At 53.1% G+C, this 13,493-nt stretch carries 15 protein-coding genes; 13 read left to right on the top strand and 2 right to left on the bottom strand.

The annotated features are described in order from the left end of the window. Positions 1-12: 12 nt before the first annotated feature. The 6 genes from STSP2_RS00565 (at position 13) to STSP2_RS00540 (ending at position 5,864) form a co-directional block, all read left to right on the top strand. Positions 13-1,350 (top strand): Gfo/Idh/MocA family oxidoreductase, encoded by a 1,338-nt coding sequence (locus STSP2_RS00565; RefSeq protein WP_205847949.1) that lies wholly within the window; start codon positions 13-15, stop codon positions 1,348-1,350. Between the two features lie 225 nt (positions 1,351-1,575). Beyond that, positions 1,576-2,853 carry a Gfo/Idh/MocA family protein gene (locus tag STSP2_RS00560; RefSeq protein WP_146658848.1) on the top strand — a complete coding sequence of 426 codons (1,278 nt, stop codon included), beginning with the start codon at positions 1,576-1,578 and terminating at the stop codon, positions 2,851-2,853. A gap of 257 nt (positions 2,854-3,110) precedes the next feature. Then, positions 3,111-3,632 carry a PEP-CTERM sorting domain-containing protein gene (locus STSP2_RS00555; RefSeq protein WP_146658846.1) on the top strand — a complete coding sequence of 174 codons (522 nt, stop codon included), beginning with the start codon at positions 3,111-3,113 and terminating at the stop codon, positions 3,630-3,632. A gap of 428 nt (positions 3,633-4,060) precedes the next feature. After that, a complete protein-coding gene (locus STSP2_RS00550) occupies positions 4,061-4,720 on the top strand; it encodes a DUF2959 domain-containing protein (protein ID WP_146658844.1) in 660 nt (219 codons plus the stop codon). A 58-nt stretch (positions 4,721-4,778) separates the two neighbouring features. After that, on the top strand, positions 4,779-5,597 hold the full coding sequence (locus tag STSP2_RS17435) for a hypothetical protein (RefSeq protein ID WP_205847948.1): 819 nt from the start codon (positions 4,779-4,781) through the stop codon (positions 5,595-5,597). A 57-nt stretch (positions 5,598-5,654) separates the two neighbouring features. Further along, positions 5,655-5,864, top strand: coding sequence for a hypothetical protein (locus tag STSP2_RS00540; protein WP_146658842.1), 210 nt, complete (start codon positions 5,655-5,657; stop codon positions 5,862-5,864). 35 nt (positions 5,865-5,899) lie between these two features. On the opposite strand, the gene STSP2_RS00535 is transcribed toward STSP2_RS00540, so the two are convergent. Together STSP2_RS00535 and STSP2_RS00530 are read right to left on the bottom strand one after the other, a co-directional pair. Further along, positions 5,900-6,787: a radical SAM protein gene (locus STSP2_RS00535; RefSeq protein ID WP_205847947.1), complete on the bottom strand. Its 888-nt coding sequence runs from the start codon at positions 6,785-6,787 to the stop codon at positions 5,900-5,902. A gap of 154 nt (positions 6,788-6,941) precedes the next feature. Then, positions 6,942-7,589, bottom strand: a complete 648-nt coding sequence (locus tag STSP2_RS00530; RefSeq protein ID WP_169852875.1) for a PEP-CTERM sorting domain-containing protein — start codon at positions 7,587-7,589, stop codon at positions 6,942-6,944. A gap of 405 nt (positions 7,590-7,994) precedes the next feature. Here STSP2_RS00530 and STSP2_RS00525 point away from each other — a divergent pair, with 405 nt between their 5' ends. The 7 genes from STSP2_RS00525 to STSP2_RS00495 all read left to right on the top strand — a co-directional run bounded on the left by STSP2_RS00525 (position 7,995) and on the right by STSP2_RS00495 (position 13,384). Continuing rightward, positions 7,995-8,423 (top strand): hypothetical protein, encoded by a 429-nt coding sequence (locus STSP2_RS00525; protein ID WP_146658839.1) that lies wholly within the window; start codon positions 7,995-7,997, stop codon positions 8,421-8,423. A 128-nt stretch (positions 8,424-8,551) separates the two neighbouring features. Further along, on the top strand, positions 8,552-9,220 hold the full coding sequence (locus STSP2_RS00520) for an ATP-binding cassette domain-containing protein (RefSeq protein ID WP_146658837.1): 669 nt from the start codon (positions 8,552-8,554) through the stop codon (positions 9,218-9,220). Beyond that, positions 9,201-10,025, top strand: a complete 825-nt coding sequence (locus STSP2_RS00515) for a hypothetical protein (RefSeq protein ID WP_146658835.1) — start codon at positions 9,201-9,203, stop codon at positions 10,023-10,025. Before STSP2_RS00520 ends, STSP2_RS00515 begins: the two co-directional genes overlap by 20 nt. Beyond that, positions 10,012-10,638, top strand: a complete 627-nt coding sequence (locus STSP2_RS00510) for a ParB N-terminal domain-containing protein (RefSeq protein ID WP_146658833.1) — start codon at positions 10,012-10,014, stop codon at positions 10,636-10,638. The genes STSP2_RS00515 and STSP2_RS00510 overlap by 14 nt, the downstream gene beginning before the upstream one ends. Beyond that, positions 10,631-11,062: a hypothetical protein gene (locus STSP2_RS00505; RefSeq protein WP_146658831.1), complete on the top strand. Its 432-nt coding sequence runs from the start codon at positions 10,631-10,633 to the stop codon at positions 11,060-11,062. The genes STSP2_RS00510 and STSP2_RS00505 overlap by 8 nt, the downstream gene beginning before the upstream one ends. Before the next feature lie 240 nt (positions 11,063-11,302). Continuing rightward, complete coding sequence (rpiB, locus tag STSP2_RS00500; RefSeq protein WP_146658829.1) at positions 11,303-11,731, top strand: ribose 5-phosphate isomerase B; 429 nt, start codon at positions 11,303-11,305, stop codon at positions 11,729-11,731. A 117-nt stretch (positions 11,732-11,848) separates the two neighbouring features. Further along, positions 11,849-13,384, top strand: a complete 1,536-nt coding sequence (locus STSP2_RS00495; protein ID WP_146658827.1) for a phage terminase large subunit family protein — start codon at positions 11,849-11,851, stop codon at positions 13,382-13,384. The last annotated feature ends 109 nt before the right edge of the window (positions 13,385-13,493 follow it).

Raw genomic sequence — 13,493 nt, 5'->3', positions numbered from 1 at the left:
GAAGGGTATGATATGGCAGCGGCAAACATTGGTCGTCGTGATTTTCTCAAGGGCGCAGCGGCAGCAACAGGTCTGGTGATACTTCCCAGCGGGGTACTTGCGGGGGAGAACGCTCCTTCCAACAAGCTCAATATCGCGCTGATCGGCTGTGACGGCAGGGCGCGGGCGCATTACGGCGTGCTCAAGGGTGAGAACGTGGTTGCGCTGTGTGATGTGGACGAGGAGCATATCGCTCATGCGGCGAAGACTTTTCCAAATGCGAAACATTATGTAGACTGGCGGAAGTGTCTCGAGCAGAAGGATCTGGATGCGGTAGTTTGCTGTACGCTGGACCATACGCATGCTTTTATTGCGAACTGGGCGATGAACCGTGGGCTGCATGTTTACTGTGAGAAGCCGTTGGCGAATACCGTGGAAGAGGCTCGGGTGGTGCGTGATACGTATCTGAAGAATCGCGGCAAGATCGCGACGCAGGTGGGTACGCAGAGGCACCAGTATCCGAATTTTGAACGGGTTCGCGAGCTGATCCGTGACGGTGCGATAGGTGAACTGCAGGATGCACGAGCGTGGGGGAACCGGCAGCTTCGCAAGGACGGTTATCTGCCTGGCAAGGGCAAGCCGCCGAAGAATCTGCATTATGATCTGTGGCTCGGGCCGGCGCAGCACCATCCGTACAATCCGGGCTATTTTGACGGTCGGCCGGGTGCGAATTGTCTGAACTGGAACATGTACTGGGATTTCGGTACGGGCCAGGTCGGGGATATGGGCAGTCATACGATGGATATAATATGGAACGCCATCGATGCGGGCCGCCCTGAGACTGCTGAAGCGAAAGGCGAGAAGTATGATCCGGAGGTGACGCCGGTGGAACTGCAGATGACGTGGCGGCATCCGGCGAATGACTGGCGGGGCCCGATCAACGTCATGTGGTATCAGGGCGGGATGATGCCTAATTCGCCGCGCAAGTACGTCAATCTGAACCGGATAGGTCACGGTGCGATGTTCAAGGGCACTAAGGGCTTTATCGTATGCGATTTCAACTCCAGGCTGGTCATACCGTGGGGGCCGGATGCGGATATGACGTATTTCGAGCCTCGCAAGGAAGAAGAGGTTGCCGAGCCGATGGGGCACTTCCAGAGGGAGTGGATAGATGCTTGCAAAGGCGATCTGAAGACTTCGTGTGATTTTGATTATGCGGGTTTGATGATCGAGCAGATGATGCTCGGGCTGGTGGCGTATCGTGCGGGCGAGAAGATCGAATACAACGGCGAAACTGGCCGAACAAATAATGCCAAGGCAAACAGTCTGTTAGCTAAAGAGTACCGCAAGGGCTGGACGCTGAGCGGCTAGCAGGGTGGGTCAGGTCCGTATGAGGCCGGAAAATCTGGTCCTTTTTAAAAAAATGGCATCCTTCGCAGTTTTTTTGGAAGAGAAGCTGCGAAATAAACGTCTTGTTTTTACAGATGTCGAAACGGCAAGGCGAGGGTGCTGGCCTGTCCGACTCTGAACGGCCGCATGGGCGTGCGGTTATGGGTATACGTTTGAAAATTGATAGTTTAAACGGAGAAGATGTAAATGGAGCGAAATATCAGCACCCCACGGTCTTTTTCAAGACGTGATTTCATCAAAGCAACTTCTGCGGTATCATTGGCCGCGGTGGCTGGGCCCGCAAGCGTGTTCGCGGCGGGCGAAGAGAAGATCCGCGTTGGTGTGATAGGCTGCGGCGGACGCGGGACAGGAGCCACTATCGATTGTCTTCGGGCCGATCCGGCGGTCGAGGTGGTCGCGATGGGCGATCTTTTCCAGGATCGTCTTGACGGCTCGCTGAGGCGGCTGAAGAAGGATTTTGCTGACCGCGTCAAGGTTACTCCTGAGACCATGTTTACGGGCTTTGACAACTACAAGAAGGTCTGTGCCATTGAAGAAGTGGACCTTATTGTCACTGCCGCACCTCCGCATTTCAGGCCGATCCACCTTGAAGAATGTGTCCGTCAGGGCAAGCACGTGTTTATGGAAAAGCCCGTATGCGTGGATGCTGTAGGGGCAAGGAAGGTGATCGAGGCTTCCAAGCAGGCTAAAGCCAAGAAGCTGGGTATCGTTGCCGGTACGCAGCGGAGACACCAGGCGAGCTATATCGAGGCCATGAAGCGTATCCATGACGGTGCGATCGGTGAGATAGTCGGCGGGCAGTGCTACTGGAACATGGGCGGGCTGTGGGTGAAGGAAAAGAAACCCGAATGGTCCGAGATGGAATGGCAGTGTCGGAACTGGCTGTATTTCACCTGGCTGAGCGGCGATCACATTGTCGAGCAGCACGTGCACAATATCGATGTGATCAACTGGGCCATGGGCGGGCCGCCTAAAAAGGCCATGGGTATGGGCGGCAGAGAGGTCCGTACCGAGGACAAGTACGGCAATATTTTCGATCATTTCGCGATCGAGTTTGAATACGACAACGGCGCCCGAGTTATGAGCATGTGCCGGCAGACGCCTAATACCGCGACCCGGGTTAGTGAACGGCTGGTGGGTACGAAGGGCGTTTCGGATCCGCGACAGTGGATCAGCGGCGAGAATGAATGGCGATTTTCTGGTGAGGCGAAGAATCCGTACGTGGTGGAACACGCTGACCTTATTGCGAGTATTCGTGCGGGGGAACCGCTCAACGAGGGACAGCGGGTGGCTGAGAGCTGTTTGACCGCTATTATGGGTCGCATGAGTGCGTACACGGGCAAGGCTTTGAGCTGGAAATGGCTCGTAAACGCATCCAAGCTTGATCTTTCACCGGAAGCATACGAGTTCGGACCTGTGGAGACCCGTCCGGCGGCAACACCCGGTAAGACTCCGCTTATCTGAGGAGATCGTTAATAGCAGTACTGAAAATGGCGATTTTCCCGAAAAAAATGGCGGATACAGCAAAAAATTTCACCTGATCCGCCCATAAAAACAACCGTAACATCGCGCAGAGGCCGTTGGGAGACATTTTTATGTTTCCTGCGGCCTTTTTTTATAGATATGTATATACCACCATTGTTATAATGTTAATCGGAAGAAAGACATAAGATAATGATGAACCAGCCAGCCGGTTTCCGACTGGCGCAGAGGGAGGGAACATGAGAATCAACATCCTTCTATCAGTTATGGCGTTGCTTGCGTTTGCCGGCACCGCAGCTGCCGGGCCTTATTTCGATCTCGGCCCGCAAAAAGCAGATGTTTCATTGTCTCTTGATGAAGTGCCGCCTGTAGCGGAGCCTCTGCCGAGGGCGGATGAATATGTATTCGTGCCGCGTATGGCAGAAGATCCGAATACGACGGGCGCTGTAAATGAAAACAGCCAGAGCACGAGCGATACTACGCAAACCGTGGCAGATCTTTCGGTTCCTGAAAGTCTGTTCCAGGAATTCGACGACGCCGATGCGACGGGTGAAGCTACTGCTGGCGGTTCGAATCTTGTGCCGTCCACCGGTTTCTATCCCGGCCGTGGTATCAGCCCCGCAAGTGGGGGAACGCCCATCTACTTCGGCGGCGATGATGATGATCCGTTCTACCCTGTCATTCCTGAGCCGGCAACGATTGCGCTGCTGGGTATTGGTATGCTTGGTATGTCGGCAACGCGCAAGTGTAAAGTACGATAATAAGTTAAAATCTCCTCGTTACATATAGCTCGGTCGGGTTCGTTCAGTTCCCCCTTTCCGAACCCGACACCCGCCCACGTTCTGCGTGGGCTTTTTTTGCGCGCATATCTTGAATAATGCAGGGTGAAAACCCTTTTGCTGAGCCGGGAAAGTTAAGGTTTTGAGGGGCAGGCAGTTCTATCCGGGTGCAAATCATTCCAACCATAGCTTGCGGGCACCTCAAACAATTCATTTTGGCGGTTATTTCTACAGGTCGCGGGATAAAATCTACAAATGTATTCATCATGGATTGGTTTTATATGCTGGACAATCGAGCATGGACGTGTTAGATTCAGTACAGTTTAAGTGTCTGGATACCTATGGCGACCAAGGTTGTCGCTTGGATAGTTAGTTGGGCACAAGAGTTTGCAACGAGATGCGAGGTATTTATGAGAATGACACTGAACTCACTGATGAGCATACTGCTGCTTGCGGGGGGTGTTTTTCTTTCGGGCTGTGAGAATGCCTATTATGGGGTGATGGAACGTTTCAACGTCGAAAAACGCGATATACTCGTTGACCGCGTTCAGGCGGCACGCGACAGTCAGAACGAAGCGAAAGACCAGTTCCGGTCCGCACTGAGTCAGTTCGAGGCTGTTGTCGACTTCGAAGGCGGTGAGCTGGAGGAGATGTACGACGGTATGAAGCAGGAGTATGATGCAAGTCAGGATGCCGCAAACAAACTCAGCTCACGTATCGATAAAGTGGAAGACGTTGCTGAGGACCTGTTCGATGAATGGGAGGCGGAGCTCGACGATTATTCCAGCGATGAGCTGCGGCGTGCAAGTGCGAGACAGTTGCGGCAGACCCGTACTAATTATGACGGTCTGATCACTTCCATGCGGCTGGCTGAGGCTCGAATGGAGCCGGTGCTGGAGTCATTCGAGGATCAGGTTTTGTTTTTGAAGCATAATCTAAACGCAGTCGCGATAGCTTCACTGGATGATGAACTGGCGAATATGAGGTCGCGAGTCGATGTGCTGGTCGATGACATGGAAGAAGCGATCCAGAAGGCGGAGGCATTCATTGACGAGATGATGAAGGGCTGATGCTTGACTATTTTTATTCGCATGTGACAATTATGATCTTGAGCAAAAGGGGAAGAGAATGAGACGTACAGTAACAATTCTGATGACGGCGGCAGTGCTTTTCTGGCTGAGCGGCTCGGTAATGGGGGCGAATGATAATGAGGGTCGAGGCAGAGGGGGTCAGGGCCGAGGTCGACAAGTCAGCGATAACGATCAGGAAAACGGTCGGGGTCGCGGAGGCGGCGGCCGGGGCAGAAGAGCCCGCAATGATGAAGGTGATGACGAGGAGCGTGGTGAGCAGAGGCGTGAGAGGCAAAGGAAGCAGGAAAGGGATGAAGAACGAAAACAAGAGCGTGAACGCGATCGCGAAGGTGACGGCGGTAAGGGCCGGGGTCGGGGTGAGGAAGCCCAGCGAGGTAGAGGCAGGTCAGAGGAAGCCGAGCGGGGCAGAGGTAAGAGTCCCGAGGCGGACAAGTTCAGCCAGCGAATGGATGCCATAGCCAAGCAGCTCGATCGCGAAAAGACCAAGCATCTCAGGCGGCAGGCCAGGATGGAAAAGATGCTGGAGGTCGCTGAGGAAACGGGAAACGAGAAGGTCGTTGAGCGTGTTAAGAAGTTGATGGAAAAGGAGCAGAAGCGGTACGACAGCAAGATGGAAAGGATTGCCGGCCGAATGGAAAAGGCTGTTACGGGCGAGGCGGACAAGGCTGAAAAAGAAAAGGGCAAGGAGGATAAGGAAGAAGACTCTGACCGCGACGAAGCAGATGACGATGATGAAGCGGATGATGAGGACGACATGGACGATGATGATGAAGATGAGGACGAGGACGAGGATGAGGATGAAGATAAAGATGACGACAGAGACGACGAAGATAAAGAAGCAGGTTCAGATCAGTAAAGCGGACTAACGGAAATAAACGTTTTTGCAAAACTAATCTATTTTTGGAGGCAAATTATGGTCAGGAAATTACTTGCGATCGTTATGATCATGGTTCTTGGTTCGTTCAGCATCACGGGATGCGGCGGCGAAGAAGAGCCGGGCGATAACATCGAAGAAACAATGGAAGAGGCCGGCGAGGAAATGGAAGAGGCCGGTGAGGTCACCGAGGAAAATCTCGAAGATGCTGTAGACGAGATGGAAAAAGAGATCGAAGGCGATAACTAAGAGAAGCCTTCTGCAACAGAACGGCTTGTGGATGGTCAGTCGATTATCCGCAAGCCTTTTTTATGCGCATACTCTTTGACCTTTGCGATCTCGTCGGCTTGGGGGCTTGTGCACAGCTCTTCGTATTCGCCCGCGTGATAAGCCGGGTAGTACTGATCCATTATGTTGATCGCTGCATGCGGGCTTACCTGGGAGGCCAGGAAATCGATAATAGCGGTGCTGCCTGCCAGATCGTGAGGCAAAACCAGGTGACGCACGATCAGTCCTTTGAGCGCGATCCCGTTTTCGACCTGCAGATCTCCCACCTGCCTGTACATTTCTTTGACTGCAGAGTAATTTATGCCCGGATAATCACCGACATCGGAGTATTGCAAGCCGTGCTGAACATTCGAATATTTCATGTCGGGCATGTAAATGTCGATCAGGCCTTCCAACAGACTCAAGGTATTTGCACAATCATATCCACCGCTGTTGTAAACTATCGGCAGGGTCAGGCCTCGTTTATGTGCGTCTTCGATGGCGGCCGCTATTGGAGGTATCTGATGGGTTGGTGAAACCAGGTTGATGTTTTCGCATCCCCTGACCTGCAGGTCCAGCATGGTGTCCGCCAATTGATGGACGGTAATTTCGTCGCCGATGCATTGGTGGCTGACGCGGTAGTTCTGGCAGAAGATGCAGCCGAGATTGCAGCCGGCAAAGAATATGGTCCCTGAGCCGCCTCGTCCAACCAGGATGGACTCTTCGCCGAAATGAGAACTTGCGGAACTGACCCTCGGTTCCGGTCCGACCGCGCAGTAACCTTTTTCGCCTGCAATCCTGTCAACTCCGCACTTTCGTGGGCAAAGGATGCACGGGCTCATAAAATGATAGAGTTTGCGGACTACGGGACTGAAGTTATCGAAGTCGATAATTTTCTGTGTCATGACTCACCTCCATTTCGGCGAGTATGCCAAGGCAATCGGAAGCAGTATTCATAGAAGTGAACTACATTGCCTTACCCAAGTGTAAAGACGCGTTTACCTTTACTTACTCTAATGACCACGCCTTGTTTTTTTATTTCCGCGGCGTAAAAACTTCTTATTTCTTTCTACGGCGGGCGAGCATTAGGGTGCCCGCTGCAAAAATCACGGCCGTTGCGGGTTCTGGCGTTGCAAAATATAGCTCGTCGATGGCCCACGAATCAGTAGGTATGTCGTTGTAAATCGTGATACAGTCAAACGGGTTGTTTGAGCTGAATCCGAAGAATGTCACGTTGCCGTCGGGTTTGGTACCTTGTGTTATGTCGATGTATTCGGTGCAGTCGACGCGTGCGACCAGTTCGCCGGAACCGTTGACGGTGCCGTCACCCCAGTCGATTATGTTCAGACCGAACCAGTTTACGGGGGTTATGAAGTCGAACGTAATTTCTCTGCCTCCCGGCTCATCACCGCCGCTGATGCGGACGTACTGGCTTCCGTCTGTTGGCTGCTGACCGTATTCAGGAGTATTGTGAACTGAAAGACTTGTGTCGAGGGTACTGATGGTTACCTGTGCGAGTTCGATGGTGTTTCTCTGCGCGGAAGATGCATCGGTCGCTAAGTCTTCGAAGCTTTCGGTGGCAACTATTGGCGGCACGGCATCTACAAATTGAGCCTTGTCGACGTAACGCGTAAGTTGTGCCAGGGAAGAACCGCAAAAAACGAACAGCAATAAAATATGATATTTTATCACGCCAAAACCTTTCAACACCCTGTTTCCTTCGTCACTTAGCTTATTATATGCTATCGGTTGGTGGATTTCCACTATATTCCCATAAATGCCTTAATTTACGACATTTAGGGCTTTATCCGGCAATTGAAATGAGAAGGAATATCCCAATAAAACCGGACTATCAGCGATTATTCTAAGGTGGCTGAAGCTTGGGATGAATAGAGTTTTTTTGCATTCTTGAAGATTGTGCTTGCATAAAATTTGCGAAATAGTAAAATATCAGCTATGTTAAGTAAATAGTTAACATACTAAGCAGTGAGTTGTTTTGAGGGTTGCATTCTAAGGGGGTATGTGAGTTTTACAGGTTTTTGTTCAAAATCGAGGTAGACTGTTGAGTCAAATAGCTGGAAGGAGTCTTCCAACTAAGTGAGGAGAGAATAGATGAGTAAAGTGACAGTTGATCTGAATAAGATCGAGGCATCTGACGGGCGTGGTAGTGTTTTTGCGGGCAGGATCGATATGCTTCGAGCTCGGGCGGAGGTTCTGAGCGGAAAGGACCGGGCGATCATGGAGATGTATCTGGACCACGGCGAGACCTTCAGCAAGATGGCGAGGGTTGCGGGAGTGAATGAGGCGACGATAGCACGGCGGATCAATCGGTTGGTGGCCAGGCTTATCAACAGCGAGTATCTGACCTGTTTGAGGAACAGGAGCTCGCTTGAGGGATTTGAGCTGCTTGTGGCAAGGGACTATTTTCTGGAAGGGCTGAGTCAGCGGAAAATTGCGAGAAAGCGCGGCACGAGTGTGTATCGTGTGAGGAAGGCGCTGATGAATATTCAGCGACTGGTCAAGCCTGGTCAGGGGGCATGATACGGACTGTGCGTTGAGCCGAATCTACGTTCATATCTGGTTCGGCCGCAAGGTGAGCCGGGGAGGGTAAAAGGGGGAGATGAAGGTTCTGTCATTTTGGGGGTCGAGGATTTTGAAAGGAGGAGAAGATGATCGAATTGAACGCGGCGAAGGTGTATCCATGGCATGGGCAGATCAGTGAGCAGGTCTGCAAGGTCATGCGGATGTTCGGTATCAGTGTCGGTACGATGCGCGAGCGCGGGCTGAGGTATGAGCTGGATCTGGCGATTGAGCCGGGGCAGATATGCTATCTGTCGGGGCCGAGCGGATCGGGAAAGAGTACGCTGCTGCGGGAATTGTATGAAGCGACCACGGAGCAGAAGGTGCGGCTGGAGGATATCGAGCTTAGCGAAACGCAAACGCTAGTCGACTGCATTGCGGGAGAGACCACGCTGGGTAAATTGCTGACACTGAGCAAGGCGGGTCTGAGCGATGTATTTACGGTGCTGAACAAGCCGGCGAATCTGAGTGAGGGGCAAAAGTATCGTTACAGACTGGCTTGTGCGATTGCGGGTGATTCGCAAGTGATATTCGCGGATGAGTTCTGTTCTAACCTCGATCGCATCGGGGCGGCTGTGATAGCTCACAACATCGCGCGATTTGCGAGACGAAGCAAGAAGATATTTGTGCTGGCCGGCGCGCGTGACGATTTTCTGGCGGATCTTCGGCCGGATGTTATCGTCAAGATCGAGCTGGGCGGGCGAACGGAGGTCATCAGGCGCGAGAGGGAGGCAGGTGATGGCCGGGCGGATCGATAGGCGAATGGATGCAAAGCGCAAAACGTGCAGCGTTGCGGACAACCTGATCATACAGCGAGCGGGTCGGGCAGAGTATCAGAGGCTGGCACGGTTTCACTACCGCGATACGTCTCTTGGGCCTTATGCGGCTATCTTCGCGATGTGTGACAAGCGGGCGTGGGGGATGGAAAAGGGCGGTGTTGTAGGTGCGATCGTCTACTCGATGCCGGTGCCGAACCTTGCGCTGCGAAATGTCGTGACGGATGGTCGGTATGCCGGTTTCGGGGACAGGCGTCTCGGTCTGGCGATGCTGAATCGGGAAGTGCGTCTGATCAGCCGTGTCGTGATCGAGCCAAGGTATCGGGGGCTTGGTCTTGCGGCTCGGCTGGTTCGCGAAACCATGCCGAAGATGAACGTTCCTTTCGTGGAGGCACAGGCGGTGATGGGCAAGGTCAACCCGTTTTTGGAGCGGGCCGGCATGAGTTCGATACGCGGAGCCGTGCCGGTGCGGGCGGCGAGACTGATCGAGCTGCTGAGTGCGGCGGGTATCGAAGAGGAAGAGTTCGTCGATCCGGCGGCGGTGCATGCGAAGCTGGGAACGCTCGAGCCGGATTTGCGGTCGATCGTCGAATACGAATTTCGGCGATTCCTTCAGGCGTACGGTCGGCGCAAGAACATGCCGGACGGTGTTGAACGAACCGCCTACATCATAAGCAAGCTGGGGGAACGGCCGGTATATTATTACTGGTTCGATCCCGGCTGGAAACGTGGCGATAAACAAAGTCGAAACGCTGATCTAACAGGAGGAAAGTATGGCACAGAATAAGATCTGTCGTCTGCCTTTGAGCAGGCTTGTCGAGCATGAAGCCAATCCGAACAGGATGAACAAGTCAACTTTTGAAAAGCTTGTTCGAAACATCGATAGGACGGGTAATTACGAACCGATCGTCGTCCGGAAGCACCCATCGCGGGCGGGAGACTATCAGGTCATTAACGGCCATCACAGGCGTAAGGCTCTGATGGAGCTTGACCGTACGCATGCGGATTGTGTCGTCTGGGATGTGGATGATGATGAGACGATGGTTCTGCTGGCGACGCTGAATCGGCTAGGCGGGCAGGATGATCTGCAGAAGAAGCGTGAACTGATCGAGCAGTTGGCGAAAAAGTATTCAAGCGATGATCTTGCGAAGATCACCAACGAAACGCAGGCGAGTATTCAGACGCTCAAGGATCTGCGTGAGAGCTGTATTGAAGCTAAGCCGGCAAAGCCTGAGATGCTGGTGCCCGAGGTATTCTATCTGAGAGAGGAACAGCAAGAGGCTGTTCGTGATTCGATCGCGAAGGCGTGTCCAGAGGCGGGTACTAAGGCCCAGAAGCGGGCAGCAGCGCTGGTGAAAATATGTCGGGCATACGAGGAGGCGGGAGAGCAGAATGGCTAAAAAGAAATCCAGCGGTTTGACGCCAAAACAACTTCGCGTGATAGAGGATCTGTTCACCGGTGTGGATGAGATGGAAATACTTAGAAAGCATAAGCTGAGTCGCAAGGTATTCCGGCGGTGGATGGATGAAGAAACGTTCATGGGCGAACTGCGATGTCGGATGCGGTCGGCGAAGCTGCAGAGCGAGATGGTGATCAGTCGGTATGCGCAGATGGCGGCGATGAAGCTTGTGCAGCTTACGGATTCGGAGAAGGAGGAGACAGCGAGAAAGGCGTGTCTGGATATAATTTCGCTGCCGATGCCCGAGGATAAACCTGTCGAGGATGCGGATGATGTCCGACTGGCAGAGGGGTTGACGACGCAAATGGCCAGCAGATTGCTGGAAGTGATGGCGGGAGGTGGTAAAGCGAAAAAGGATAGCTGAGCGAGCGTTAATGATGTGATTTCGAGCGAGAAATTTCTGCGGCTGTGAGATATTTGTCGGCGGTCACCTGTTTCGGATAATTTGATGATTTTTACGGTTGCGTAGAGAGTGGGCCTGGGCAAAAATATTAATAATTGCATTAAAATGATAAAGATGGCTTGAGCGATTCGGGCTCGGGCGTATAATTGCGGACTTTTAATAAGTCTTGAAAACGAAGTTGCTATTCAACAGGATGACGCCATGAACATCGCGATCGGATCAGATCATGCCGGTTACAGATACAAAGAGAGGATAAAGAAGTTACTTGAAGAGAAGGGTCATATAGTCAAGGATTTCGGCACTTACAGCGAGGAATCGGTGGACTACCCGAAGTTTATTCGGCCGGTTGCCAAGGCGGTGGCGGCGGGTAAGTTCGAACGGGGCATCGTACTGGGCGGCAGCGGTAACGGTGAAGCTATGACCGCTAATCGTGTGAAAGGTATTCGTTGTGCGATCGCATGGGATCTTCGCAGCGCAAGGCTGAGCAGGGAGCACAACGATGCGAATGTTCTCTCGCTGGGTCAGCGGATGCTGGCGATAGAGGAGGTGCTGGAGATCGTCGAGCTGTGGCTGGAGACAGAGTTCGAGGCCGGCAGACACGTGCAGCGCATACAGCAACTGGATGAATGAAGGCGGGGCCAATTGCAACATTTGACGCGGTCTTTTTCTTGTGCAGTACGGAGCCATTGACACGGCTCAGTCGGTAGGACCATTTCTTAAAAGCATTTCAGATAGAGGAGGAGTTTTATGGGGCGAGATGTAGAGGTTGGGCGCGCAAATAGAATCTATGAAGACCTGCGGATGATCCGACCTGCCGGCCGTTCGGATATAAAGAACTATATCAAGGTTTTCCTGGGTGTGGATGTTCCGGACGTCCGGGTTTGCGGCGATCATGATACACCGATGGATTACCTGTGGCATTGCTGGTCTGCAGACAAATCGACGGGCAAAACAAACGCGGACGCTATGCTGATTTCGGCGGATGATGCGAACATGGCGTCTGATGACAATGCCGGGGCCAACGGCGACGCGGTGGTCTGGGCGAACCGGGCGGGCGGTAAGACGCACATTGCTGCGATCGCGACGCTGCTCGACTGTCTGTTCAAGCCCGGCTGTGATGTTCGGATACTTGGCGGATCGGGTGAGCAGGCCAGCAGGATGTACGACTATCTTGTTGGTTTTCTGGGTCGCGGGTTCGAGCAGTTTGTCGACGGACGCATACTCAAGGAACGGTGTCAGTTCATCAACGGTTCGAAAGTGCAGGTGCTCACGCAGTCCGCTAAAAGTGTGCGGGGATCGCATGTCCATAAGTTGCGATGTGATGAGGTTGAGCTTTTCGACCGTGACGTTTTCGAGGCGGCCAAATTCATAACGCAAAGTACCAAGGGCATCAAGGCGGCGATGGAAGTGATCAGCACGATGCACCGGCCCTATGGACTGATGGGTGAGGTTGTGAGTTCGGCTAAAGAAATGGCGGTGCCGACCATCAAGTGGTGTATGTGGGAAGTTATCGAGCGTTGTGTTTCGCGGAGCTGCAGCACGTGTCCGCTGTGGGGATATTGCGGGGGCAAGGCAAGGCATGCCGACGGCTATCTGAAAATCGATGACTGTATTACGCAGATGAAACGGTCGAGCAAGGCAGGCTTTGAATCTGAGATGCTCTGTCGTCGGCCGTCCATAGAGAACGTGGTGTTTGCGGATTTCGAGCCCGCCGTACACGTCAAGCCGGTTGCGTATGATCCTGATCTGCCGCTGTATCGTACGCTGGATTTCGGCTTTGTGAACCCCTTCGTTTGTCTGTGGCTGCAGACGGATGCAGAGGGCAATGTACGTGTGATCGACGAGTACCAGCGTTCGCGTGCTACGATCGCCAGCCATGCAGAGCAGCTCAAGCAGCGAACGCCCTGCCGTGAGGAGCAGGTTGCCGCGACGTTCTGTGATCCGGCCGGTGCCGGTCGAAACGATGTGACCGGGACTAGTCCTGTTCGTGAGCTGCGTGCCTACGGGATACTCACGAAATACAGACGCAGCGGTATTCTGGAAGGGGTAGAGCTTATCCGCCGGGCCCTGCGGAGAGGCGACGGCAAGAGTTCGCTGGTCATCGATCCCCGATGTGTGCGTCTTATCGAGGCGATGCAGTGCTATCATTATCCGGATGATGTGCGACGCAGAGGTGCTGAGCTGCCGGACAAGGATGGTGTTTATGATCATCACATCGATGCATTGCGTTACTTTTATGTGGGCCTTAAACACAATAGCGGGGCAATGGTTAGGAAGTATTAGGTCTTTCGTGTAGCCTCGGTCCAAGGAGGTATGACATTTTTGAACATTGCGATTCGGGCCTTCACTGATTGTAAAGTAGGGTTCTGGAGTCCGGGCAGAAATCCGAAAA

Source organism: Anaerohalosphaera lusitana, from assembly GCF_002007645.1.
In the GTDB taxonomy this organism is placed as follows: Bacteria; Planctomycetota; Phycisphaerae; order Sedimentisphaerales; family Anaerohalosphaeraceae; genus Anaerohalosphaera; species Anaerohalosphaera lusitana.
The sequence above is the reverse complement of the archived record's forward strand: the minus strand, read 5'-3'. Positions and strand labels throughout refer to the sequence as shown.

Bases quoted from the DNA above. Each gene is read 5' to 3' on its own strand.
- STSP2_RS00495 (WP_146658827.1), top strand. From the start codon at position 11,849: ATGGGGCGAGATGTAGAGGTTGGGCGCGCAAATAGAATCTATGAAGAC.
- STSP2_RS00535 (WP_205847947.1), bottom strand. From the start codon at position 6,787: ATGACACAGAAAATTATCGACTTCGATAACTTCAGTCCCGTAGTCCGC.
- STSP2_RS00510 (WP_146658833.1), top strand. From the start codon at position 10,012: ATGGCACAGAATAAGATCTGTCGTCTGCCTTTGAGCAGGCTTGTCGAG.
- STSP2_RS00565 (WP_205847949.1), top strand. From the start codon at position 13: ATGGCAGCGGCAAACATTGGTCGTCGTGATTTTCTCAAGGGCGCAGCG.
- STSP2_RS00515 (WP_146658835.1), top strand. From the start codon at position 9,201: ATGGCCGGGCGGATCGATAGGCGAATGGATGCAAAGCGCAAAACGTGC.
- STSP2_RS00505 (WP_146658831.1), top strand. From the start codon at position 10,631: ATGGCTAAAAAGAAATCCAGCGGTTTGACGCCAAAACAACTTCGCGTG.
- STSP2_RS00540 (WP_146658842.1), top strand. From the start codon at position 5,655: ATGGTCAGGAAATTACTTGCGATCGTTATGATCATGGTTCTTGGTTCG.
- STSP2_RS00550 (WP_146658844.1), top strand. From the start codon at position 4,061: ATGAGAATGACACTGAACTCACTGATGAGCATACTGCTGCTTGCGGGG.
- STSP2_RS00525 (WP_146658839.1), top strand. From the start codon at position 7,995: ATGAGTAAAGTGACAGTTGATCTGAATAAGATCGAGGCATCTGACGGG.
- STSP2_RS00520 (WP_146658837.1), top strand. From the start codon at position 8,552: ATGATCGAATTGAACGCGGCGAAGGTGTATCCATGGCATGGGCAGATC.
- STSP2_RS17435 (WP_205847948.1), top strand. From the start codon at position 4,779: ATGAGACGTACAGTAACAATTCTGATGACGGCGGCAGTGCTTTTCTGG.
- STSP2_RS00560 (WP_146658848.1), top strand. From the start codon at position 1,576: ATGGAGCGAAATATCAGCACCCCACGGTCTTTTTCAAGACGTGATTTC.
- rpiB (WP_146658829.1), top strand. From the start codon at position 11,303: ATGAACATCGCGATCGGATCAGATCATGCCGGTTACAGATACAAAGAG.
- STSP2_RS00555 (WP_146658846.1), top strand. From the start codon at position 3,111: ATGAGAATCAACATCCTTCTATCAGTTATGGCGTTGCTTGCGTTTGCC.